19 protein-coding genes are annotated in these 24,560 nt (G+C 68.2%); 5 read left to right on the top strand and 14 right to left on the bottom strand.

Going from position 1 to position 24,560, the window contains the following annotated elements:
• The first annotated feature begins 70 nt into the window (after positions 1-70).
• The 5 genes from ligA to ACO2TI_RS12055 all read left to right on the top strand — a co-directional run bounded on the left by ligA (position 71) and on the right by ACO2TI_RS12055 (position 6,744).
• Positions 71-2,146, top strand: a complete 2,076-nt coding sequence (gene ligA, locus ACO2TI_RS12075; RefSeq protein WP_423284622.1) for an NAD-dependent DNA ligase LigA — start codon at positions 71-73, stop codon at positions 2,144-2,146.
• A gap of 194 nt (positions 2,147-2,340) precedes the next feature.
• Positions 2,341-4,248: a hypothetical protein gene (locus ACO2TI_RS12070; RefSeq protein WP_423284620.1), complete on the top strand. Its 1,908-nt coding sequence runs from the start codon at positions 2,341-2,343 to the stop codon at positions 4,246-4,248.
• A gap of 99 nt (positions 4,249-4,347) precedes the next feature.
• Positions 4,348-4,884, top strand: a complete 537-nt coding sequence (def, locus tag ACO2TI_RS12065; protein WP_423284618.1) for a peptide deformylase — start codon at positions 4,348-4,350, stop codon at positions 4,882-4,884.
• Between the two features lie 58 nt (positions 4,885-4,942).
• A complete protein-coding gene (dusA, locus tag ACO2TI_RS12060) occupies positions 4,943-5,962 on the top strand; it encodes a tRNA dihydrouridine(20/20a) synthase DusA (protein WP_423284617.1) in 1,020 nt (339 codons plus the stop codon).
• 92 nt (positions 5,963-6,054) lie between these two features.
• Entirely contained in the window at positions 6,055-6,744 is a 690-nt protein-coding gene (locus ACO2TI_RS12055; protein ID WP_423284614.1) for a DUF6781 family protein, read from the top strand.
• On the opposite strand, the gene ACO2TI_RS12050 is transcribed toward ACO2TI_RS12055, so the two are convergent.
• From ACO2TI_RS12050 to ACO2TI_RS11985, 14 genes are all read right to left on the bottom strand, one after another.
• Positions 6,741-7,661, bottom strand: coding sequence for a DMT family transporter (locus ACO2TI_RS12050; RefSeq protein WP_423284612.1), 921 nt, complete (start codon positions 7,659-7,661; stop codon positions 6,741-6,743). The two genes, ACO2TI_RS12055 and ACO2TI_RS12050, sit on opposite strands and share 4 nt — an antisense overlap.
• Positions 7,662-7,667: 6 nt before the next feature.
• Positions 7,668-9,008, bottom strand: coding sequence for a type III glutamate--ammonia ligase (glnT, locus tag ACO2TI_RS12045; RefSeq protein WP_423284611.1), 1,341 nt, complete (start codon positions 9,006-9,008; stop codon positions 7,668-7,670).
• The gene (gene gabT / locus ACO2TI_RS12040; RefSeq protein WP_423284609.1) at positions 9,005-10,297 is read right to left on the bottom strand and encodes a 4-aminobutyrate--2-oxoglutarate transaminase; all 1,293 of its coding nucleotides are present in this window, start codon (positions 10,295-10,297) and stop codon (positions 9,005-9,007) included. The genes glnT and gabT overlap by 4 nt, the downstream gene beginning before the upstream one ends.
• A gap of 36 nt (positions 10,298-10,333) precedes the next feature.
• Positions 10,334-11,839 (bottom strand): aldehyde dehydrogenase, encoded by a 1,506-nt coding sequence (locus ACO2TI_RS12035; RefSeq protein ID WP_423284608.1) that lies wholly within the window; start codon positions 11,837-11,839, stop codon positions 10,334-10,336.
• Between the two features lie 215 nt (positions 11,840-12,054).
• Positions 12,055-13,506 carry a DUF3138 family protein gene (locus tag ACO2TI_RS12030; protein ID WP_423284605.1) on the bottom strand — a complete coding sequence of 484 codons (1,452 nt, stop codon included), beginning with the start codon at positions 13,504-13,506 and terminating at the stop codon, positions 12,055-12,057.
• Positions 13,507-13,586: 80 nt separating this feature from the next.
• Complete coding sequence (locus ACO2TI_RS12025) at positions 13,587-14,465, bottom strand: ABC transporter permease subunit (protein WP_423284603.1); 879 nt, start codon at positions 14,463-14,465, stop codon at positions 13,587-13,589.
• Positions 14,462-15,412, bottom strand: a complete 951-nt coding sequence (locus ACO2TI_RS12020; RefSeq protein ID WP_423284748.1) for an ABC transporter permease — start codon at positions 15,410-15,412, stop codon at positions 14,462-14,464. The genes ACO2TI_RS12025 and ACO2TI_RS12020 overlap by 4 nt, the downstream gene beginning before the upstream one ends.
• 40 nt (positions 15,413-15,452) lie before the next feature.
• Positions 15,453-16,571: an ABC transporter ATP-binding protein gene (locus ACO2TI_RS12015; protein ID WP_423284601.1), complete on the bottom strand. Its 1,119-nt coding sequence runs from the start codon at positions 16,569-16,571 to the stop codon at positions 15,453-15,455.
• A 109-nt stretch (positions 16,572-16,680) separates the two neighbouring features.
• Complete coding sequence (locus tag ACO2TI_RS12010; protein WP_423284599.1) at positions 16,681-17,802, bottom strand: polyamine ABC transporter substrate-binding protein; 1,122 nt, start codon at positions 17,800-17,802, stop codon at positions 16,681-16,683.
• A 64-nt stretch (positions 17,803-17,866) separates the two neighbouring features.
• Positions 17,867-19,267: an aspartate aminotransferase family protein gene (locus ACO2TI_RS12005; RefSeq protein ID WP_423284597.1), complete on the bottom strand. Its 1,401-nt coding sequence runs from the start codon at positions 19,265-19,267 to the stop codon at positions 17,867-17,869.
• 34 nt (positions 19,268-19,301) lie between these two features.
• Entirely contained in the window at positions 19,302-20,669 is a 1,368-nt protein-coding gene (locus ACO2TI_RS12000) for a glutamine synthetase family protein (protein WP_423284596.1), read from the bottom strand.
• Between the two features lie 88 nt (positions 20,670-20,757).
• On the bottom strand, positions 20,758-21,561 hold the full coding sequence (locus ACO2TI_RS11995) for a gamma-glutamyl-gamma-aminobutyrate hydrolase family protein (protein ID WP_423284595.1): 804 nt from the start codon (positions 21,559-21,561) through the stop codon (positions 20,758-20,760).
• Between the two features lie 82 nt (positions 21,562-21,643).
• Positions 21,644-23,005: an NAD(P)/FAD-dependent oxidoreductase gene (locus ACO2TI_RS11990; protein WP_423284593.1), complete on the bottom strand. Its 1,362-nt coding sequence runs from the start codon at positions 23,003-23,005 to the stop codon at positions 21,644-21,646.
• A 58-nt stretch (positions 23,006-23,063) separates the two neighbouring features.
• Positions 23,064-24,371, bottom strand: coding sequence for an aspartate aminotransferase family protein (locus ACO2TI_RS11985; protein ID WP_423284592.1), 1,308 nt, complete (start codon positions 24,369-24,371; stop codon positions 23,064-23,066).
• Positions 24,372-24,560: the final 189 nt, after the last annotated feature.

Here is a 24,560-nt window from a genome sequence, read left to right as displayed (position 1 = left end):
AACGGCCCGCTGAAGGCCGCGCGACTATCCCATGCCCGAGAAGACCTGTGCACTGACCGAGAATCCGCGCATGTCACGACAAGACGACCGATCGCCCGCCGAGCGCGCCGCCGAACTGCGTGCTGCGCTGCACCACCATGCCCACCGCTACTACGTGCTCGACGAGCCGGAGATCCCGGACGCCGAGTACGACCGCCTGTTCCAGGAACTGCAGGCGATCGAGGAGGCCCATCCCGAGCTGCGCACGCCCGATTCACCGACGCAGCGCGTCCTGGGCCGCGTGCTCGACGGCTTCACACCGGTGCGCCACGCGGTGCCGATGCTCAGCATCCGTACCGAGACCGACACCGAGGACTCGGGTGCCGTGGCGTTCGACGCGCGCGTGCGCCGCGAGCTGGGCCTGGCGGCCGACGCGCCGCCGATCGCCTACGCCTGCGAACTCAAGTTCGACGGCCTGGCGATCAACCTGCGCTACGAGCACGGCGTGCTGGTGCAGGCCGCGACGCGCGGCGACGGCGAGACCGGCGAGGATGTGACGCAGAACCTCCGCACGGTCAACCAGATCCCGCTGCGGCTTGCGGGCTGCGACGCGCCGGTGCTCGAGGTGCGCGGCGAGGTCTACATCCGGCGCGACGACTTCGAGGTGCTCAACGAGCGCCAGCGCGAACTGATCGCGCAGGGCCACAAGAACGAGAAGACCTTCGTCAATCCGCGCAACGCTGCGGCCGGCGCGGTGCGCCAGCTGGACCCGGCGATCGCGGCGAAGCGGCCACTGAGCTTCTTCGCCTACGGTCTGGGCGAGGTGCAGGGCTGGGACCAGCCGGCCACGCATTCGAAGACGATGGACGCGCTGGAAGCGATGGGCCTGCCGGTCAATCGCGAGCGCCAGGTCGTGAAGGGCGCCGACGGCCTGGTCGAGTACCACCGCGCGATCGGCGCCAGGCGCGACGCGCTGCCGTTCGACATCGACGGCGTGGTCTACAAGGTCGACGACCTCGCGCTGCAAAGACGCCTGGGCTTCGTGACGCGCGAGCCGCGCTGGGCGGTGGCGCACAAGTACCCGGCGCAGGAGCAGATGACGGTGGTGCGCGACATCGACATCCAGGTCGGGCGCACCGGCAAGCTCACGCCGGTGGCCAAGCTGGAGCCGGTGTTCGTCGGCGGCACCACGGTCAGCAACGCGACGCTGCACAACGAGGACGAGACGCGCCGCAAGGACGTGCGCATCGGCGACACGGTGATCGTGCGGCGCGCCGGCGACGTGATTCCCGAGGTGGTGGGCGTGGTGCTGGAGCGCCGGCCGGCCGAGGTGAGCGCGCCGTTCGATCTCTACCAGCGCCTGAAGGGCCGCTGCCCGGTGTGCGGCAGCGACATCGTGCGCGAGGAAGGCGAGGCCGACTGGCGCTGCACCGGCGGCCTGTTCTGCGCCGCGCAGCGCAAGCAGGCGATTCTGCATTTCGCGCAGCGCCGCGCGATGGACATCGAGGGCCTGGGCGACAAGCTGGTCGAGCAACTCGTCGATCACGGCATCGTGCGCACGCTGCCTGAGCTCTACAAGCTCGGCGTCGCCAAGCTTGTGGAGCTGGAGCGCATGGGCGAAAAGAGCGCGGTCAACCTGATCGCGGGGCTGGAGAAGAGCAAGCAGACGACGCTGGCGCGCTTTCTCTATTCGCTCGGCGTGCGCCACGTCGGCGAGGCCACGGCCAAGGATCTCGCGCGCCATTTCGGATCGCTCGACCGCGTGCTCGACGCAAGCATTGCGCAGCTGCTCGAGGTGCCCGACGTCGGCCCGATCGTCGCGCAGAGCATCCGCACCTTCTTCGACCAGCCGCACAACCGCGAGGTCGTCGAGCAGCTGCGCGCCGCCGGCATCACCTGGGCCGAACACGACGGCGAGGCCGACCGCACGCCCAAGCCCCTGGCCGGCCAGACCTTCGTGCTGACCGGCACGCTGCCGACGCTCAGCCGCGAGGAAGCCAAGGAGCTGATCGAGGCGGCCGGCGGCAAGGTGGCCGGCTCGGTGTCGAAGAAGACGCACTGCGTCGTGGCCGGCGCCGAAGCCGGCAGCAAGCTCGACAAGGCGCGCGAGCTGGGTGTCATGGTGATCGACGAGCAAGGCTTGCGCGCTTTGCTCGAACGCGTCTAGCGCCGGTCTCACGCCATGAGCGAGTCCGCGCCGGTCCGGCGACCGGCGGCGCGGACCTTGCCGAGTGCTGGCCGAACAAGGTCAGCGATTCCTCATGAGAAGGTCAAGCGGTTGATCCGGCGGCTGCGCACACTGCCGAGGCAGCCCGCCATCGGCACGGCGTGCATCAGCTCTCTCGGGGAAAGGACCGCAGCATGTATGGATGGATCACCTTCGCGTTGCCGATCCTCAATTTCCCGGAATGGGACTTCACGCAGACGCCCGCAACCTCGGATACGACGCGACAGGCCAAGGGCCGGTCCGTGATGACCCTGGCTTCGACGACGTTTCAGAACAAGGACCAGCGAAACAGCTTTGTGCAGAAGACCTTCGCCATCTTGAAGGAGGTGCCCGAGGAGCATTGGGATTACGCGATCCAGATGAGCCTGGCCTTCTTCAATCGGCATGGCGCCGGCTACAAGGCCAAGATCGAGGACATCGAGAAGTCCGTCGATGCCGAGTTCGACGACAAGCTGCCCAGCGACGACAAGTCGGGCATCGCCGCGATGATCGCGCGCCTGAAGAGCGTGGGGATCTTGCTGCCGGACATCAACCGCAGCTTCACCGTCAATGCCTTCTGTAGCGCGCTGCGCGACCAGCTCGTCGTTCAACCACCCACCGCAAGCAAGGAGCTGGCGCGACTGCGCCTGCTCCTCAAGCGGCTCATCGATGCGACGGCAAAGTGTGAGCCCGACCATCAAACGGCGATCAGCGTCATCGGACGTGTCGCGCTTTGCTCGTCTCAGCCGAGCGAACTCGCCGAGATGTCCAACTTCGCCGGTCACCTGATCGACACCAAGCGGACCGATGTGTTCGTGGCATTGGAGCGCTGCTACAACGACGCGAGGATCAACCTGCCGTGGGGGAACAAGTACTGGGCCGTGCGCCAGGGCTTGAAGACGGCGGCCGCGAACCCGCGCTGTGCGGCCGAAGACGTGTCCCATACGGTTTTCACGCTCGCCATGAACCTGAACCAGCTCGAGGACGAGGTGCTGATCCGCGAGACCATCGCGGCGGTCGATGCCGGCGCAGACCTGGGACCGAACACCGCCAGCACCCGAGCTGCGTTGAGGCAATGGCGCGAATGGATGGCCAACGGCCAGCGGCAGCAGACCCAGGCACTCATCGCCGACGCGCAGCGGCAGGCGACGGCGGGTGCCCATCCGATGCAGCCTGCGCAAGGCATGCCCGATCGCGAGACGCTGCAGACGTGGTCGCTGGATCAGCTGGTGCGGTGGATCGAAGGGCCGGTGACGGGTCCGCGCAGGAAACGGCTGAATCGCAAACAGGTCCTTGATCGCGTCCGTGCGTCGCAACCGCAACCGTCCACCGGCGCCATGATGCCCTCCGGCGGCCAGGCGACCAGTGCCTTGTTGACCGAAGCGCAACTGAACAAGATCGGCAACGAGGGCTACGGCGCCGCGGCCGCCTACTTCCTCGACGACATCAAGGAGCTGATCGCGCTGGGCAAGCAGCTGAAGGCGGATGACGGCTTGCTGAGGAACTGTGCGCTCATGATCGACCGACTCGAACCGATGAGCCAGGCACCCGCCAAGTTCGACGAAGACGAGTTGCAGCAGGCCTTGACTGAAGCCGAGAGCCTGATGGATCGGGTGCGCGCAAGCGTCCATACCATCCAGGCAGAGGCCGCGCTGAAGGATCGCTTCATGATCCAGTTGGTTCGCGCCTTGGAGCTGGAGGCCTTGACGCCCGGTCGTCGCCATGGCGGCGTGATCCAGTGCCCGCTGCGAACGGAAGACTGGGGTTGGGTCGTCGAGCGCTATCACCGGCGTTGGCTGTCCAGTGCGCGCACGCTGGTGATCGACGACCTTCCGGTGCGGCTCGACGCGAACCAGGCCGTGGCCCTGTACGTCACCGGCAGCAGCCAGAGCGACTACGCGTTCGACGTCTCAGTCCATTTGTGGCGCCGCGATGAGGGCAAGGCGAGCCTGCCGGCCAAGACAGCGAACCTGGCGCAGGACCCGTACCCGCCGATGAATGCCGACGAGTGGTACGACACCTACGTCACCTGCTGCGTGCTGCACGTGCCACGCACGAAGTGACTGGACCACGCGCGCGAGGCCAGGGCGAGCGTGCGACGGCCGTCGCGGCTAATCTCCGCTCCTGCGGGCCCTCTTCACCGGCTCGCGCGAGAGATTGCCGTGACCATCCGCCAGATTCTCAAGATGGGCGACGAACGCTTGCTGCGCGTCGCCAAGCCGGTCGAAGCCTTCGACACCCCCGTGCTTCACGCCCTGGTGCAGGACCTGTTCGACACCATGGAAGCCGCCCACGGCGCCGGCCTCGCCGCTCCGCAGATCGGTGTCGACCTGCAGGTGGTGATCTTCGGCTTCACGAAGAACGAGCGCTACCCCGATGCGCCGGCGGTGCCTCGCACGGTGCTGATCAACCCGACCATCACGCCGCTGGCCGAAGACGAGGAAGAGGGCTGGGAAGGCTGCCTCTCGGTGCCCGGCCTGCGCGCGATGGTGCCGCGCTGGTCGAAGATCCGCTACACCGGCTTCGACCCCCAGGGCGAGCCGATCGACCGCGACGCCGAGGGCTTTCACGCCCGCGTGGTGCAGCACGAGTGCGATCACCTGATCGGCAAGCTCTATCCGATGCGGGTACGCGACTTCACGAAGTTCGGTTTCACCGAGGTGCTGTTCCCGGGGCTGGACGCGCCGCCCGAGGACTGAGCCGCGCGCAAAAGACCTGCGCATGCGGCGCGCGCGCAGCCCCGCCGATAATTCGGCCATGACCCTCACGCCCCCGGCGGCGCATTCGCCGTGGCGCCTGTCCGTCGCGCCGATGATGGACTGGACCGACCGCCACTGCCGCCATTTCCATCGCCTGCTGAGCCGCCACACCCGCCTGTACACCGAGATGGTGACCACCGGCGCGCTGATCCACGGCGACCGACCGCGTCACCTGGACTTCGGCGAGATCGAGCATCCAGTCGCGCTGCAGCTGGGCGGCAGCGAGCCGGCCGACCTGGCGGTGTGCGCCAAGCTCGGCGAGGACTGGGGCTACGACGAGATCAACCTCAACTGCGGCTGCCCGAGCGAGCGCGTGCAGCGCGGCGCGTTCGGCGCCTGCCTGATGGCCGAGCCCGAGCTGGTGCGCGACGGCGTCAAGGCCATGGTCGACGCGGTGAGCATCCCGGTCACGGTGAAGCACCGCATCGGCATCGACAAGACCGAGAGCTACGACTTCGTGCGCGACTTCATCGGCACCGTCGCCGAGGGCGGCTGCCGCGTGTTCGTCGTGCATGCGCGCAATGCCTGGCTCAAGGGCCTGTCGCCGAAGGAGAACCGCGAGATCCCGCCGCTGCGCTACGAGACGGTCTATCGCCTCAAGCGCGACTTCCCCGACTTCACGATCGTGCTCAACGGCGGCGTCGCCGACGACGCGGCGATCGACGAGCACCTGCGGCACGTCGATGGCGTGATGGTCGGCCGCCACGCATACCACGAACCGTGGTCGATGAGCGCCTGGGACCGGCGCTTCTTCGGTGCAGAAGCGCCCGCCACGGCCGCCTCGCGCGCCGCGGCCGAAGACGCCTGGATCGGCTATCTGCAGCAGCTGCACGACGCCGGCGCGCCGTGGATGAGCGCCATGCGGCATGCCATGGGGCTGTGGAACGGCGTGCCCGGCGCGCGCCGCTGGCGCCAGCTGTGGAGCGACCATCGCCAGCGCGAGGCCTCGCCGCGCGCGCTGCAGCAGCAAGCCGCCGAGGCGCTGCGCCAGGTGCTGGCCGAAACCTCGACCGGCTGATCGGACGCGTTCGCGCTCGCCGTTTTGGCGCGGCGCGCGTACCCTCGCGGGTGGCGGCAATGCCAATCCATCCACAACGCAAGGAGTCGCGCATGAGCAAGTCGGGAATCGACCAGGAAGCCCTGATCCAGATGTTCTCGCAGGCCACCGCCAAGCAGGGCGAGGCCTTGCGCAAGGCGGTCGGCGAGGCGACGCTGCGCGCGCTGCAGGGCCGCGAACTCACGCTCAAGAACATCCGCGGCGTCGTCAAGACGGTGACCGAAGCCGCCTCGATGGGTGCCGCGCAGAACGCCGCGGTCGACGCCGAGGCGCTGCTCGCCAAGGCCTTCGCCGGCATGGACGGCGCGCTTTTGCAGGCGGTGGAGGCCAACCGCAAGGCGCTGGCGCAGTTCGTCGGCCAGGGCATCGACCTGCAGGAAAAGCAGCTCAAGGGCGCGCTGGCCGACCTGGAAAAGATGGAAGACATGTTCTTCGCCACGGTCAGCAAGGCGGCCGACTCCGCCGGTGCGCCGGTGCAGGCCTCCTGGGGCCAGGTGCTCGAGGCGATGAAGCTCAAGGGCACGGCCGTCGGCGGGCAGGCGAACGCGACGGTGGAGGAGGTCATGGCGCAGGCGCGCGACGCGATGCGCGAGAGCCGCGCGCTTGGCCTCAAGGCCACGCAGGCGCTGCTGGAAAGCTATTCGGCGCTGGTCAGCGGTGTGCTGATCGGCATGTCCGAAGGGCTGCAAGGCGGTGGTGCCGCGCCGGCCGCCAAGACGTCTGCGCGCTCGCGCAGCCGCTAAGCGCCGGCCTCGGCCACGCGGCGCCCCGGCCGCGTGGCCAGCACCACCCCCGCCAGCGCGAACGCGAAAGCCACCGCGTGCGCGCTGCCGAAGCGCTCGCCGAGGAAAACCACGCCGATCGCGGCGGCGGTCACCGGCAGCATCACCGTGAACACCCCGGCCGAAGCCGCCGGCACGTGGCGCAGCCCGGTCATCCACAGCCACACGGTGATCATGCTCGCGGCCAATGCATAGAACAGCAGCAGTCCCCAGGTGGCCGGCGTGACGGCCGCGAAGTCGAACGACCCGGCCTGCCAGACGCCCAGCGGCGTCACCAGCGCCAGGCCCCACAGGTTGACCAGTGCGCTGATGCGCTTGGGCGACACGTTGGCCGCGAGCCGCTTGCCGATCACGACGTAGCTCGCCTCGCAGACCACGGCGCCGATCAGCAGGACCTGGCCGAGCATGCTGTTGCCGCCCGCTGCCGCGCCGTCACCCGCATGGCCGGCGCCGCCCAGCGCCAGCAGCGCAATGCCGGCCACCGCGCAGGCGATGCCCGCGGCCTGCGGCCGCGTGATGCGCTCCTTCAGGAAGGCGCGCGACAGCAGAGCGACCACCGCCGGAATCGCCGCCATCGTGACGCCCGCGGCCAGCGCCGACGTGAGCTTCACGCCGAACAGCATGCACACCGAGAACAGGAAGTTGCCGAGGAAGCTCTCCCAGAACAGCAGCACGCGGTCGTGCGGCGAGAGAAGCGCCTCGCCCGGCGCGCGCCGCACCCAGTGCGCCATCGCGACCGCCGCGATGCCGAAGCGTAGCCACGCCAGCAGGAACACCGGGAACACCGCGACCAGCAGCTTCGAGAGGCCGACATAACTGCCCACCAGCGACATGCTGGCGGCCAGGCACAGGTAGGCGACGAAGGGAACGCGCGGCACGCCGGCTCAGAAAGTGGCCGCGTAGCGCTGGTGTTCCCAGTCGCTGACGTGGCGCGCGTACTCGATCCACTCGGCGCGCTTGAGCCGCACGAACTCGCGGTGCAGCGTCTCGCCCAGCGCGGCCTGCATGAGCTCGCTGGCCTCCAGCGCGTCGACGGCTTCGCCGAGGGACTGCGGCAGCAGGCCGATGCCGCGGCGCGCGATCTCGGCCGGCGCCATCACGAACAGGTCGTCGCTGCAGGCCGGCGGCAGCTCGAGGCGCCGATCGATGCCGTCCAGGCCGGCCGCGATCAGGCCGGCCGTCGCGAGATAGGGGTTGGCCGCGGCGTCCGGCGTGCGCCACTCGAAGCGGCCGTTGAGCGTGCGCACCAGCGCCGTGCGGTTGTTCGGCCCGTGCGCCACGAAGGCCGGCGCCCAGGTCGTGCCCGAGAGCGATTCGCCCACCACCAGACGCTTGTAGCTGTTGACGGTGGGGGAGGCCAGCGCGCTGAGCGCGGCGCTGTGGTGCAAGACGCCCGCGATGAAATGCTGCGCATGCGGCGACAGCGGCATGCCGCCCGCGCCCTCGAAAAGCGCGTGCCCGTCGTGCCACAGCGAGACGTGGAAGTGCAGCCCGCTGCCCGGCTGGTTGGCGAAGGGCTTGGGCATCATCGAGAACACCGCGCCGCGTTCCTCCGCCAGCGCATGCGCGGCGAGCTTGAACAACATCAGGTGGTCGGCGCTGCGCAAGGCCTCGTCGTGCAGGAAGTTGAGCTCGTACTGGCCGTGCGCGTCCTCGTGGTCGATCTGCAGCACCGTCAGGCCCGAGGCCTCGAGCGCCGCGCGCAGCGCCTGCAGGAAGCCGAGCTGGCGCGGCAGGCTCTTGAGGTCGTAGCTGGGCTTGTCGAGCCGGTCTTCGTCGTCGAAGGGCACGAAGCGTGCGCCTTCCCGCTTGAGCAGGAAGAACTCGGGCTCGATGCCGGTGGCAAGCGTCCAGCCGCGCTCGGCCAGCCGTGCGGTCTGGCGGCGCAGCACCTGGCGCGGGCAGGCGTCGAAGGGCTCGCCGGCGACGAAGCCGTCGCCGACGATGCGCGCCACCCCCGGCATCCACGGCAGCGGCTGCAGCGTGCGGGCGTCGCCGCGCGCGTAGTACTCGCTGCGCGCTCCGGTGCGGGCGAGCCCGGTGCCCCAGATCGACGGACCCGCGAAGCCCGCGCCTTCGGAGAGCACGGTGCCGAGCTGGCCGAGCGGCACGAACTTGCCCTTGGCGACGCCGTGCAAGTCGGTGAACTGCACCAGCAGCGTGTGGATGCCCTGGCTGGCCAGCGACTCGCGCGTGGCCTCGATGTAGCCTGAATCGAGCGTCATGCGTTCTTCGCGGCGCGAACCGAATCGACCAGGATGCCCAGCGCCTCGTCGAATACCGCCTCGTCGATCGACAGCGGGTAGAGGAAGCGCACGACGTTGGCGTTGACGCCGCAGGTCAGCAAGATGAGCTTGCGCTCGAGCGCCTTGGCCTGCACGCGCTTGGTGAAGTCGGCATCGGGCGCGGCGCCGTCGGCCGTGTTGAACTCGACCGCGACCATCGCGCCCAGGCCGCGCACGTCGGCGATCTGCGGCACCTCGGTGCGCAATGCGTCGAGCCTGGCCTTGAGCCGATCGCCGAGCTTGGCGCCGCGCTCGGGCAGCTGCTCGTCCTTCATCACGTCGATCACCGCATGCGCGGCGGCGATCGCCAGCGGATTGCCGGCATAGGTACCGCCCAGGCCGCCCGGCGCCGGCGCATCCATGATCTCGGCCTTGCCGGTCACGGCCGACAGCGGCACGCCGGCGGCGAGCGACTTGGCGATCGTCATCAGGTCGGGCACGGCGCCGGTGCGCTCGAGGAAGTGCTCCATCGCGAAGAGCTTGCCGGTGCGGCCGAAGCCGGTCTGCACCTCGTCGGCGATCAGCACGATGCCGTGCTCGTCGCACAGCGCGCGCAGCCACTTCAGCGCCTCGGCCGAGATCACGTTGAAGCCGCCTTCGCCTTGCACCGGCTCGAAGATGATCGCCGCGACGCGGCTGGGCTCGATCTCGGTCTTGAAGATGTGCGAGACGGCCTTCTTCACGTCCTCCAGGTCAGCGCCTTCGGCCGGGAAGGGCGCGTGGTAGATCTCGGGCGGGAAGGGCCCGAATCCGACCTTGTAGGGCACGACCTTGCCGGTCAGCGCGACCGCGAACATCGAGCGGCCGTGGAAGGCGCCGCCGAAGGCGATCACGCCCGAGCGCTTGGTGTAGGCGCGCGCGATCTTGACGGCGTTCTCGACGGCCTCGGCGCCGGTGGAGAAGAAGGCGGTCTTCTTCGCGTGGGTGCCGGGCGTGAGCCGGTTGAGCTTCTCGGCCAGCGCGATGTAGCTCTCGTAGGGCACGACCTGGTAGCAGGTGTGCGAGAAGCGCTGCAGCTGAGCGTCGACCGCCGCGATGATCTTGGGGTGGCAGTGGCCGACGTTCATCACCGCGATGCCGCCGGCGAAGTCGATGTAGCGCGTGCCCTCGACGTCCCACAGCAGCGCGCCGTCGGCGCGGTCGGCGAAAAAGCCTGCCATCACGCCGACGCCGCGCGGCGTGGCGGCGGCCTTGCGGGCGAGCAGTTGCTCGTTGAGAGAGTGGTTCATGGCCGGGTCCTCAGCATGGGGGCCGCCACGCCGTGATCACGCGTTGATGCGGATCCAGGTGGTCTTGAGTTCGGTGTACTTCTCGAGCGCGTGCAGCGACTTGTCGCGGCCATTGCCGCTTTGCTTGACGCCGCCGAAGGGCACGGTGATGTCGTCCTCGTCGTACTGGTTCACGTGCACCGTGCCGGCCTGCAACGCACGCGCGACGCGGTGCGCGCGGTCGATGTGGCTGGACCAGACGCTGGCCTGCAGGCCGTAGGACGAGTCGTTGGCCATGCGGATTGCCTCGGCCTCGTCCTTGAAGCGGATGATCGACAGCACCGGGCCGAAGATCTCCTCGCGCGCGATCTTCATGTCGTTGCGAACGCCGTCGAAGATGGTCGGCTCGACGTAGTAGCCGCCGCTCTCGCTGCGCGCCTGGCGACCGCCGGCGATGGCCTTGGCGCCTTCCTCGTGGCCGGCGCCGATGTAGCCGAGCACGGTCTTGAGCTGGGTGTCGTCGACCAGCGCGCCCATCACGGTCCTGGCGTCGAGTGGATCGCCCGGCTGGTACTTCGGCGCCTCGGCGGCGAGCTTCTTGGCAAAGTCGTCGGCGATGCTCTCGTGCACGAACAGGCGCGAGGGCGCGTTGCAGCTCTCGCCCTGGTTGAAGAAGATGCTGCCGGCAAGCGTCTGCGCGCAGCGGTCGAGGTCGTCGAAGTCGGGGAAGACGAGGAAGGCGCTCTTGCCGCCGAGCTCGTTGTAGACGCGCTTGAGGTTGCTGCGGCTCGCGTACTCCATCATGCGCCGGCCCACGCGCGTGGAGCCGGTGAAGCCGATCGCGTCGACGTCCATGTGCAGCGCGAGCGCCTCGCCGGCCTCGTGGCCGAAGCCGGGCACGACGTTGAACACGCCCTCGGGAACGCCGGCCTCGAGCGCCAGCTCGGCGAGGCGCAGGGCGGTCAGCGGGCTCTTCTCGCTGGGCTTGAGCACCACCGAGTTGCCGGTCGCGAGCGCGGGGCCGAGCTTCCACGCGGCCATGATCATCGGGTAGTTCCAGGGCACGATGCAGCCGATCACGCCCATCGGCTCGCGCGTGATCAGCGCCAGCGCCGAAGCCGGCGTGGGCGCGATCTCGTCGTAGACCTTGTCGATCGCCTCGGCATACCAGGCGATGGTGCGCGCGGTCGAGCCCACGTCGACGCTGAGCGAGTACTGGATGGGCTTGCCCATGTCCAGGGTCTCGGTCAGCGCGAGTTCGTCCTTGTGCTTCTGGATGAGCTCCGAGAACTTCATCAGGATGCGCTTGCGCGCGGCCGGCGCCTTGCCGGCCCAGCGGCCGTCGGCGAAGGCGGCGCGCGCGCTGGCGACGGCGGCGTCGATGTCGGCTGCGCGGCCGCGCGCGGCCTGGGCGAAGACGCGGCCGTCGATCGGCGAGACGCGATCGAAGGTCTCGCCGGTTTGCGCGGCGACGCGCTTGCCGCCGATGAGGGCGCGGCCGTCGAAGCGCGCCGCGGCAGCGCGGGCGCGCCAGTCGATGGGAGTGGATGCGGAAGTGGTCATCGCGAAGCCTCCTTCGGGCTCATGATCGCGTGGGGCTGGAACGGGGGGAGACGGATGGCCGGGATGTCCTGGATCAGGAGGTGGACGTTGCCCTCACCCCAACCCTCTCCCGCAGGCGGGAGAGGGCGTGCTCTGCATGCGCCGGACTGTCTTGCTCCCTCTCCCGCGCGCGGGAGAGGGCATGGGTGAGGGCTTGTCGCGGCCTTGCGCAGAGATCAGAAGAACACCACCACCGACGCGCCCAGCAGATGGTTCTTCTTCGCGTAGGTGCCGTCCTTCACGTCGTAGAACACCGCCTTGTTCGCTCCGTCGAAGCGGTACTCGGCCTTGAAGGTCGTATTCTGGTTGAACGCATACTTCATGCCGAACGTCAGGGCGTAGCGGTTGGCGCCCTTGCTGCAGCCGGCGAGGCTCGGGTCGTTGCCGCAGTCGAGATTGCCGTCCGGACCGACACCGTTACGGTAGTCGCCGAATGCCCCGTCGACGCCGAACTCAGGCCAGTAGCCGGTGTAGCCGAACAGGCCGCCACCGTTCTTGTCGTTGTTGATGTAGTCGGCGCGCGCCAGCAGCTGCAGGCGCGGCGTGATGTTGTAGCCCACCAGGCCCGATACGCCGAACCACTCGGCATCCCGGAACACCGGATTGCCGTCGGCGTCGAGCGCCGGGGTAATCGCCGCCTGCTTCTGCTTGCCGTAGCTGAACTGGCCCTGCACGGTCCAATCGCCGCGGATGAAGTAGCCGTCGATTTCGAACAGATGGGTAGTCGTCTTCTCGAACTCGGCGCAGTCGTCGTCGGCGCAGAGATTGAAGTTGGTGGTCTTGCCGTGCAGGCCGGCGAAGCCGAATCCGTTGAACTCGCCCTTCGAGTAGTCGACGCGGTAGACCAGCGCCGGCGCCTTGTCGCCCTGGTTGTTGCGGGTGTTGTTGACGTTGGCGAGCATCGCGCGGCTCCACCATTTGCCGCGCGTGATATCGACGCCGACGCCCGTGTAGCCGGTCGGCAGCGTCAGGTCGAACAGCAGGTTGTGGGTGGTGAAGGGGTTCAGCGTCGGCTGCTGGTACTCGTAGCCCGACCAGTCCGGCATTTGGCCGACGACCAGGCGGGTCTGCAAGTCAGATAGCGGGATCGACACCGTGGCCTCCTGCACCGGACCGGCGCCGATCAGCTCGCCGACGCCGCGCTGCGGCGAAAGGGTCAGCTTCCACCGGGTGCCGCTGTCGGTCTCCTTGGTGAAGTCGATCACCGCGGCGCCCATGTACGAGGTGTCGTAGAAGTAGCCATCGTCCTGCGAGTTGAGGAACTGGAAGCCGGCGCGGTCCTGCCGCTTGTTGTAGATGTACACCGGCTCGATGTAGCCCGAGATCGTCAGGCCCTTCATGCCCCACATCTCGAGGTTGTCTTCGGTGGCTTCGGTCTTCACCGCGATGCGGTTGAACTCCTGCACCTGCTCGGGCGTCATGCCCCATTGGGCGCTGCCCGCCGGGCCACCGGCCGCTGCCGGCTTGGCCTCGGCTTCCTTGAGCTTCTTCTCGAGCTCGAGCACGCGCGCCTTCAGGTCCTGCAGTTCCTTGAGCACGGCATCGGCGCTCGCCGCCTGCGCCTGCGCAAGGCCGGGGAAGGCGGCAGCGACCGCCACCGCGACGGCGCTGAGTTTCCAGGTTCTCATGGGTGTTCGCTCCTCTTGAAGAAGGTCGGGGGTTGCTTTGTCTGGATCGATCAGGGGGACGCTTGAACAGGGAAAGGGAATCAGCCGCCGCGCTGCGCCTGCGCGATCGCGCGCTGGCGCTCGCGCTCGGCGCGGGCGATGAGGTAGCTGGCGGTGATCGTGCCGATCGCGACCAGCGCGATGATCACGGTCGCCATCGCGTTGACCGAAGGGTTCAGGCCCAGCCTGGCGCGCGAGAAGATCACCAGCGGCATCGTGGTCGCACCCGGGCCCGAGAGAAAGGCCGAGAGCACGACGTCGTCGAGCGACAGCGTGAAGGTCAGCAGCCACGCCGAAGCCAGCGACTGCGCGATCATCGGCAGCGTGACGAGCATGAAGACCTGCGCGGGCCTCGCGCCGAGGTCCATGGCCGCTTCTTCAAGAGAAGGGTTCAGGTCGATCAGGCGCGCCTGGATGATCACCGTGGCGTAGGCCATGCCCAGCAGCAGGTGGCCGAGCCAGATGGTCATCATTCCGCGCTCGGGAAAGCCGAACAGGCGCTGCACCGAGACGAGGAACAAAAGCAGCGACAGGCCGACGATCACTTCCGGCATCACGAGCGGCGCATTGACCATGCCCGAGAACAGCGTGCGGCCGGTGAAGCGGCGGTACTTGACCAACGCGAAGGCGGCCAGCGTGCCGAGCACCACCGAGCCGCAGGCGGTGAGGAAGGCCACCTGCAGGCTTAAGCCAAGGCCGGCCAGCATCTCGCGGTCGCTGACCAGCGCGACATACCACTTCAGCGTGAAGCGGTTCCAGATGCTGGGCAGCGGCGAGTCGTTGAACGAGTAGACGACCAGCGAGACGATCGGCAGGTACAGGAACACGAAGCCCGCGGCCAGCCAGCCGCGGCCGAAGCGGCTGGCGAAGCGCTGGTCGAACCAGGCGCGCGAACGTCGCGTCACGGCAGCCGCGCTCATTTGCGCACCTCCTGGGCCTCGGCCTGGTAGCGGTTGAAGATCGCCAGCGGCACCAGGATCAGCAGGATCATCACGACCGCAACGGTCGAGGCCATCGGCCAGTCGTTGTTGCTGAAGAACTCGTCCCACAGCACGCGGCCGATCATCTGCGTCTCGGGGCCGCCGAGCAGCTCGGGGATCACGTACTCGCCGACGCAGGGAATGAAGACCAGCATCGAGCCGGCGATGATCCCCGCCTTGGACAGCGGCACGGTGATCTTCCAGAACGCGGTCCACGGCGTCGCGCCGAGGTCGGCGGCGGCTTCGAGCAGGCGCAGATCGAGCTTGGACAGCGTCGCGTACAGCGGCAGGATCATGAAGGGCAGGTAGGTGTAGACCATGCCCACCACGAGCGAGAACGGCGTGTTCATCAGCTTGCCGGCCGCGGGGATCAGCCCCGCCGCTACCAGCAGCATGTCGACGTGCAGGAACTCGATGATGTTGGCGATCCAGCCGTTCTCGCCCAGCAGGCCCTTCCAGGCGTAGACGCGCAGCAGGAACGAGGTCCAGAACGGCAGCATCACCAGCATCAGCAGCGTCGGCTGCAATGCGGCCTTGGCGCGCGCCATGAAGTAGGCGAACGGATAGCCGATCGCGAGGCACAGCACGGTCGTGACCGCCGCGTACTTGAGGCTGCGCACGTACGCATTGAAGTACAGCGAGTCCTGCGTGATGAAGATGTAGTTGCTGAACTTCAGCGTCAGCGTGGCCACGCCGTCCTGGATCGCGATCAGGTCCTTGACCGTCACGATGTCCATCTCGGAGATGCTGATCTTCGCGACGATCAGGAACGGAGCGAGGAAGAACAGCAGCAGCCAGACGTAGGGCAGGCCGATCACGGCGCTGCGCCCGCGCCACCAGCGCGGCGCGCGCAGCGCGTTGGCCGAGCTGCCGGGCAGGGCGGCCATTGCGGGCATGGAGTTCGCCTTGGCGCTCACGGCTTCGTCCTCACTGCGTCAGGACGACCTGCGACGAGGGCGTCCAGCTGGCCCACGCGGTGTCGTCCCAGGTCAGCTGGTCCTCGGGGTGGCGCTCGTGGTTGCTCTGGCTGATCTTGAGCACGCGTCCGCCGTGGGTCTGCAGGTGGTAGACCGTGAAGCTGCCGAAGTAGGCGATGTCGCGCACCTTGCCTTCGACGCGGTTGTGCGGCGCGAACTCGCCTTCCGGCGCGCGGCGCGTCAGGCGAATCTTCTCGGGCCGCACCGCCACCGACACCGGCATGCCCTCGGTGCCGGTGATGCCGTGGCCGACGTAGTGGCTGCAGTCGCCGCACTGCACGATCACGTGGTCGGCATGGTCCTCGGCAAGCGTGCCGTCCATCAGGTTGACGTTGCCGATGAAGTCGGCGACGAAGCGCGTGGCCGGCGTCTCGTAGATCTCGCTCGGTGCGCCGACCTGCAGGATCTTGCCCTCGCTCATCACCGCGATGCGCGAAGCCATGGTCATCGCCTCTTCCTGGTCGTGCGTGACCATCACGCAGGTCACGCCGACCTCCTCGATGATGTTGACCAGCTCGATCTGCGTTTCCTCGCGCAGCTTCTTGTCGAGCGCGCCCAGCGGCTCGTCGAGCAGCAGCAGCTGCGGACGCTTGGCGAGGCTGCGCGCAAGCGCGACGCGCTGCTGCTGGCCGCCGGAGAGCTGGTGCGGCTTGCGCTTGGCGTACTTGCCCAGCTGCACGAGCTTGAGCATCTGCTCCACACGCTGCGCGACGGCGTCCTTCGCCATGCCGTCGCGGCGCAGCCCGAAGGCGATGTTGTCCCACACCGTGAGGTGCGGGAACAGCGCGTAGGACTGGAACATCATGTTGATCGGCCGCTCGTAGGGCGGCAGGCCGGCGAGGTCCTGGCCGTTGAGCACGATGCGACCCGAGGTCGGCGTCTCGAAGCCGGCCAGCATGCGCAGCAGCGTGGTCTTGCCGCAGCCCGACGAGCCGAGCAGCGCGAAGATCTCGCCCTTGGCGATGTCGATGCTCACGTGGTTGACCGCGACGGCGCCGCCGCCGAAGTCCTTGACGACGTCCACGATCTGCAGGTACGCCGAAGCGCTGCTCGAACTCATCTCAAACATCTCCGAAACCCTTCCTCGCGCGGCGTGCGCCGGCCGCGCGCCGGGCGCCTTTCGCGCCGCGCCAGGAAATGCAGTGCCGTGTGCCGGGCCCGACCGCGGGCCCGTGCGATCACAGGCCGGTCTTGAACGAGGTGTACAGCCGCGTCATCGTGCGGCGCAGGTCGTTGTTGATCGCGTCCGGCGCGGCCATCTTGGCCATGTCCGCGTCGCTCGGGAACACCGTCGGGTTGCTCGCGACCTCGGGCTTGATGAACTTGCGCGACTCCTTGTTCGGGTTCGCGTAGAAGACCTTGTTGGTGAGGCTCGCGTGGACCTCGGGCTTCATGATGTAGTTGATGAACGCGTGCGCGTTCTCGGGATGCGGCGCGTCGGCCGGGATCACCATCACGTCGAAGAACAGCAGCCCGCCGGTCTTGGGAATCAGCGCCTCGATCTTCTGGCCGGTCTTGCCGTCGATGGCGCGCTGGCGTGCGATGTTGATGTCGCCCGACCAGCCCAGCGCCAGGCAGATCGAACCGTTGGCCATGTCATTGATGTAGCCCGAGGAGCTGAACAGCGTCACGTAGGGGCGGATGCTCTTGAGCAGCGGCGCCACCGCCGCGTAGTCGGCCTGGTTGCGCGAGTAGGCCGGCTTGCCGAGGTAGTGCAGCGCGGCCGGCACGACCTCGGTGGCCGAGTCGAGGAAGCTCACGCCGCAGCTCTTGAGCTTGGAGATGTACTCGGGCTTGAAGACGAGGTCCCAGACGTTGTCCGGCATCGGCGTGCTGCCCAGCGCTGCCTTGACCTTGTCGACGTTGATGCCGACCGTGGTGTAGCCCCACAGCCAGTTGACCTGGTACTGGTTGCCCGGGTCCAGCTTGGCCAGCTGGGCCAGCAGCGCCGGGTCGAGGTTCTTCCAGTTGGGCAGCTTGCTCTTGTCGAGCTTCATCAAGAGGCCGCCGTCGGCCTGCAGCTTGGCCCAGTACGAGGAGGGCACGACGACGTCGTAGCCGGTCTTGCCCGCCACCAGCTTGGCGTGGACGATCTCGTTGTTGTCGAAGTTGTCGTAGCGGACCTTGATGCCCGTTTCCTTCTCGAAGTTCGCGAGCGTGTCTTCGGCGATGTAGTCCGACCAGTTGTAGACGTTGAGGACCTTCTCCTCCTGCGCAGCCGCGGGCTGGGCGGCCATCAGACACGCGGCGGCCAGGGCTGCCAGGACACCGGCGGTTCGGTGCAGCGACTTGAGCTTCATCGTGAATCCTCCGAGGGGTTCGAACACGGGCACAAAGGTCAACGGAAATCGAATCTCTTGGACGTCAGAGCCAACCCTTGGCCTTGACGTCGGCCAGGGTCAGGTCGAGCGCGCGACGCACCAGGGCCATCATCTCGTCGATCTGCGCGCGCGTGATCACCAGCGGCGGCGCGATGATCATGCGGTCGCCGACCGCGCGCATGATCAGACCGTTGCCGAAACAGTGGCCGCGGCACACCATGCCGACTTCGAGTTCGGGCGCGAAGGGCGCGAGCAAGGCCTTGTTCTTGACCAGCTGCACCGCGCCCATCAGGCCGACGGTCTGCACTTCGCCGACGAGCGGATGAGCCTCCAGCGTCTTGAACTGTTCAGCAAGATACGGGCCGACGTCGTCGCGCACATGCTCGACGAGCTTCAGCTCGCGGATCAGCTTGATGTTGGCGATCGCGACCGCGCAGGCCACCGGATGACCCGAGTAGGTGTAGCCGTGGTTGAAGTCGCCGCCTTGCTCGATCAGCACCTTGGCGACGCGCTCGCCGACCATCACGCCGCCCAGCGGCACGTAGCCCGAGGTCACGCCCTTGGCGAAGGTCATCAGGTCGGGCTTGGTGCCCATGGTCTCGCAGCCCCACCAGTTGCCGGTGCGCCCGAAGCCGCAGATCACCTCGTCGGAGACGAGCAAGATGCCGTACTTGTCGCAGATGGCCTGCACCGCCGGCCAGTAGGTCTCGGGCGGCACGATCACGCCGCCGGCGCCCTGGATCGGCTCGCCGATGAAGGCGGCCACCTTGTCGGGGCCGACTTCGAGGATCTTGTCCTCGAGCCAGCCGGCGGCGACCTTGCCGAACTCGGCGCGGCTCATGGACTTGCCGTTCTCGAACCAGTGCGGCTGCTCGATGTGCACGATGCCCGGAATCGGCAGCCCGCCTTGTGCGTGCATGTAGCTCATGCCGCCGAGCGAGGCGCCAGCCATCGTCGAGCCGTGGTAGGCGTTCTTGCGGCTGATGATGACCTGGCGCTCGGGCTGCCCGAGGATGTCCCAGTAGCGGCGGACCATGCGCACGACGGTGTCGTTGCCCTCCGAGCCCGAGCCCGAGAAGAACACGTGCTTGAACTGCGCGGGCGTCACCTCGGCCAGCAGCTCGGCGAGCTCGATCGCCGGCGGCGTGGCGGTCTGGAAGAAGGCGTTGTAGAAGGGCAGCTCCTTGAGCTGGCGGGTCGCCGCGTCGATCAGCGCCTGCTGGCCGTAGCCGACGTTGACGCACCACAGGCCGCTCATCGCGTCGAGGATCTTGTGGCCCTCGCTGTCCCACAGGTAGATGTTCTCGGCGTGCGTGATGATGCGCGAGCCCTTCTTGGCGAGCGCACCGAAATCGGTGAAGGGGTGCAGGAAATGCTGGGCGTCGGCGCGCTGCCACTCTTGCGTGGTGCGGCCCGTCGCCTTGGGCGAGAGAACGGCATTCATGTCGGGTCTTTCGATGGCGGTGAGAGGCAGGAACTCAGACGTGGAGCAGAAGGTGCTCGCGCTCCCACGGCGAGATGACCTTCATGAACTCCGCGTACTCGGTCTCCTTGACCTCGGTGTAGACGGTGACGAAGTCCTCGCCGAGCACGCTGGCGAGGTCCTTGTCCTTGCGCAGCAGCTCGAGCGCCTCGCCCAGGCTGCGCGGCAGCTGGTAGTCGCCGAGATAGGCGTCGCCCTTGCATTCGGGCGTCGGCTCGATCTGGTTCTTGATGCCCAGCCAGCCGCAGGCCAGCGTGGCCGCGAGCGCGACGTAGGGATTGGCGTCGGCGCCGATCACGCGGTTCTCGATGCGCCGCGACGCCGGGCCGGCCACCGGCGAGCGGATGCCCACGGTGCGGTTGTCCGTGCCCCACTGGATGTTGATCGGCGCCGCGGTGTTGCGTGCCAGGCGGCGGTAGCTGTTGACGTAGGGCGCGAAGATCGCCATCGCGGCCGGCACGTGCTTCTGCAGCCCGCCGATGTACCAGTAGAACTCCTTGCTCGGCGTGCCGTCCTCGTTGGAGAACAGGTTGCGGCCGGTGGCCTTGTTGACCAGGCTCTGGTGCACGTGCATCGCGCTGCCCGGCTCGCCGGCGATCGGTTTGGCCATGAAGGTCGCGAACATGTCGTGGCGCAGCGCGGCTTCGCGCAGCGTGCGCTTGAAGAAGAACACCTCGTCGGCCAGGTTCAGCGGATGGGCGTGGAAGAAGTTGATCTCCATCTGCCCGGCGCCGATCTCGTGGATCAGCGTGTCCACGTTCAGGCCCATCTTCTCGCAGTAGTCGTAGACGTCCTCGAACAGCGGGTCGAACTCGTTGACCGCGTCGATCGAGTAGGCCTGGCGCGAGGTCTCGCTGCGGCCGCTGCGCCCGATCGGCGGCTTGAGCGGCATGTCCGGGTCGGTATTGCGCGCCACCAGGTAGAACTCCAGCTCGGGCGCGACCACCGGGTCCCAGCCCTGGCCGGCGAAGAGGTCGCACACGCGGCGCAGCACCGAGCGCGGCGCATAGGGCACGAGCTGGCCGTTGCGGTCGTAGCAGTCGTGGATCACCTGCGCGGTCGGATCGACCGCCCACGGCACGATGCGCACCGTCGACGGGTCGGGCCGCAGGTGCATGTCCATGTCGTTGGGGCTGATGACGTCGTAGTAGGGCCCCTCCTCGGGGAACTCGCCCGTCACGCCCATCGCGACCACGGCCTCGGGCAGCCGCATGCCGCGGTCTTCGGTGAATTTCTCGCGCGGCAGGATCTTGCCGCGCGCGACGCCGGTGAGATCGGGCACGAGGCACTCGATCTCGGTCACCCGCCGCTCATTGAGCCACTGCTCGAGTTCGCTGAATGTGAAGTTGTCGCGGACCACCATAAGTCACCTGTCAGGTTGTGCCGGTCTCTGCGCGGGACGCGCATCGACGCGATTCGTCGCGGGCCCGGTGCCCGTCGGCGACGACGACCTAGGGGACTCGAGGGCGCTCGCGCACGGTCTCGCGATTGCGCTCGCGGAAAGTGCGGCACGCGTCGCCGAAGGCGCGCAGCAGCTTGACCGAGATGGGGTTGGACCTGGCCTGCCACTCGGGGTGCCACTGCACCGCGAGGTTGAAGTTCGGCGCGTCCGGCAGGCTGAAGGCCTCCACAAGGCCATCGGGCGCGCGCGCCTCGACGCGCAGGCCGTTTGCCAGCCGCTTGATGCCCTGGCCGTGCACGCTGTTGACCTGGAACTCGGTGCTGCCGAGCAGCGTCTCGAGCAGGCCGCCCGGCTCGACGTGCACCGCATGCGCGAAGCCGTACTGCTCCTCGACCGGTGCATCCTCCTTGGCGCGGTGATCCATCAGGCCCGGCTGCTCCTGCACCGCCTGATGCAGCGCACCACCCAGCGCGACGTTGGCTTCCTGGAAACCGCGGCAGATCGCGAACAGCGGGATGCCGCGCTCGATCGCGCGCGGGATCAGCGGCAGCGTCCAGTCGTCGCGCAACGTGTCAAGCGGCAAGCTCGGGTCGCGCACGACCTCGTCGAAGTGGCGCGGATGCACGTTGGACGGAGAGCCGGTGAGGAACACGCCGTCGGCAAGGTCGAGCAGCTCGTCGATCTCGTGCGCCTGAGCCGAGGGCACGACCAGCGGCAGGCAGCCTGCGAGCCGCACGGCGTCGATGTATTTCTGGCCGGCGACGTGGTAGGGGTGGTGGCCGATCTGCCGGTTGCAGGCCGGGACCAGCACGACAGGGCGTGCCGGCGATGGGGAGGAGGCGAGGGCGTTCATGTGGCTTGCTGCGCGACGCGAAGCGCGCCGGTCGCATTGGGCTGTGCGCACAAGGTCAGTGCAAGTGACATGCCACGCTGCATCACAGCACGTCCCTCAGTCGGTAGTAGGCCATGCCGAGCACGAGCGCCGGCGTACGCAGCAGACGCCCGCCCGGGAACGCCCGGTGGCGGATGCGCGCAAAGGTGTCGAAGCGGCTCGCGTCGCCGGCCATGGCCTCGGCGACGAGGCGGCCGGCCAGGCCGGTGAGCGCCAGGCCGTGGCCCGAGAAGCCCTGCAGGTAATAGACGTTCGACACGGCGCTCGACGCACCAGCGCCGCTCTCGCGCGCACCGGGCGCGGGCAATCGCCCGAAATCGGGCGCGCGGTTCATCGAGATGTCGACGAAGCCGCCCCACGCGTACTCGATCTTCGCGTCGGCGAGCTGCGGGAAGGTGCCGACCATGCGGCGGCGCATGCTCTCGGCGACGTTCATCGGCGTGACGGTCGAGTAGCTCACGCGCCCGCCGTAGAGCAGGCGGTGGTCGCGCGTCGGGCGGAAGTAGTCGAGCACGAAGTTCGTGTCGCACACCGCCGAGCGCGAAGGGATCAGCGCGCGGCAGCGCTCCTCGCCGAGCGGCTCGGAGCAGACGATGTAGGTGCCGACGGGCATGATGCGCGCGTCGAGCCCGCTGGCGACCTGCGGCCCGAACTCGGGCAGGTAGACGTTGCCGGCCAGCAGCACCTGGTCGGCGGTGACGCTGCCTCGCGCGGTGCGCACCGTGCACGGCGCCGACGCCGTGGCGCCGTGCTCGAGCGCGGTGACCGGGGAGTGCTCGTGGATCGTCACGCCCAGCGCGGCTGCGGCGCGCGCGAGGCCCAGGCTGTACTTCAGCGGATGCAGGTGGCCCGAGCGCGCGTCGTGCAGACCGGCCACGTAGCGCGGGCTGGCGATCCAGCGCGAGACCGCGTCGCGGCCGAACCATTCGAGTGGATAGCCGTAGACGCTTTCGATGCGGTCGCGCCACTCGCGCAGATCACGCGCCTTCTTGTCGTTGACGGCGACGCCGAGGTAGCCGTCCTGCCAGTCGCAGTCGATGCCGAAACGCTCGATGCGCGCGCGGATGAGATCCAGCGCCTCGATCGACATGCCCCACACGCGCCTGGCCTCGTCGAGGCCGAGCTGCGATTCGATGGTCTCCTGGTCGCAGGCCAGGCCGTGGATCGCCTGGCCGCCGTTGCGCCCCGACGCACCCCAGCCGACTTCGCGCGCCTCGAGCAGCGCGACCGAGAAGCCGCGATCGGCCAGTTCGATCGCCGCCGACAGCCCGGCGAGTCCTCCGCCGACGATGGCCACGTCGCAGCGCCGGGAGCCTTCGAGCGGCGCAAAGCCTTGCTCGCGCGGCGCGGTGGCGGCGTAGTACGACTGGCGGGTGAGTTCCTGGTCGGCTCGAAGAAGACTCATACGGTATGCGCTAGGCAGGCCCTCGGTGGTTCGGATGGTGGCTGTTCGGTGCGTCGGCTCAGGCAGCGCGACGGATGGCCGCACGCAGCGTGTCGACGATGCGATCGATCTGCGGGCGTTCGATGATGAGCGGCGGCGACAGCGCAATCGTGTCGCCTGTGGTGCGGATCAGCACGCCTTGCTCCCAGCAGTCGAGGAAGACGCCGAAGGCGCGCTTGGCCGGTTCGTTGGCGAGGGGTGCGAGTTCGATGCCGCCCACAAGGCCGGTGTTGCGGATGTCGATCACGTTGGGCTCGCCCTTGAGCGAGTGCAGCGCCTCGGCGAAATAGCCTTCGAGTTCGGCCGCGCGCGTCAGCAGGCCTTCCTCGGCATAGGTGTCCAGCGTCGCCAGGCCGGCCGCGCAGGCCAGCGGGTGCGCCGAGTAGGTGTAGCCGTGGAAGAACTCGATCAGGTGCTCGGGGCCGTTCATGAAGGCGTCGTAGATCGAGCCCTTGGCGAACACCGCGCCCATCGGCACGCAGCCGTTGGTGATGCCCTTGGCCACCGTCATCAGGTCGGGCGTGACGCCGAAGCGCTCGGCCGCGAAAGGCGCGCCGGTGCGCCCGAAGCCGGTGATGACCTCGTCGAAGATCAGCAAGATGCCGTGCTTGTCGCAGATCTCGCGCAGACGCTGCAGGTAGCCCGCCGGCGGGATCAGCACGCCGGTCGAACCGGCGATCGGCTCCACGATGACGGCAGCGATCGTGCTCGGGTCGTGCAGCGCGCACAGGCGCTCGAGGTCGTCGGCGATCTCGGCGCCGTGCGCCGGCTGGCCGACCGTGAAGGCGTTGCGCGCCGGGTCGTGCGTGTGGCGGATGTGGTCGACGCCGGCCAGCAGCGAGCCGAACATCTTGCGGTTGGCGACCATGCCGCCGACCGAGATGCCGCCGAAGTTGACGCCGTGGTAGCCGCGCTCGCGGCCGATCAGGCGGGTGCGATGACCCTCGCCGCGCACGCGGTGGTAGGCCAGCGCCATCTTGAGCGCGGTCTCGACCGACTCCGAACCCGAGTTCGTGTAGAAGACCTTGTCGATGCCCTTCGGCGTGAGCTGCACCAGGCGCTGCGCCAGTTCGAAGGCCTTGGGGTGGCCCATCTGGAACGGCGGCGCGTAGTCCATCTCGCCGGCCTGCTGCTGGATGGCCCGGACGATCTTCGGCCGCGCATGGCCGGCGTTCACGCACCACAGGCCGGCCACGCCGTCGAGCACCTGGCGGCCATCGTCGGTCCAGTAGTACATGCCTTCGGCGCGCGACAGAAGCCGCGGCGCCTTCTTGAACTGGCGGTTGGCCGTGAAGGGCATCCAGTAGGCGTCGAGCTCGGTTCTCATGGCGTTTCGGCGTGCCGCGGGGCGGCCGGTCTTGTTCGTGCGATTGTTGGCAGTCTAGTGAGCCGCGCGCGCAATGTGGTTGCGCAATCGCCTGGGGCAGACCCGGGTTCTTCGAATAAAGTTCGAAGAAGTTGTCGTGGAGTCGAACAAAATGCCGAGCAGCCGGAATCGATCGCAATCCGATGTCGA

This window comes from Caldimonas sp. KR1-144, from assembly GCF_049446155.1.
Taxonomy (GTDB): domain Bacteria; phylum Pseudomonadota; class Gammaproteobacteria; order Burkholderiales; family Burkholderiaceae_C; genus Rivibacter.
Note: the sequence above shows the minus strand (reverse complement) of the source record. Positions and strands in the feature narration are given on the sequence as shown.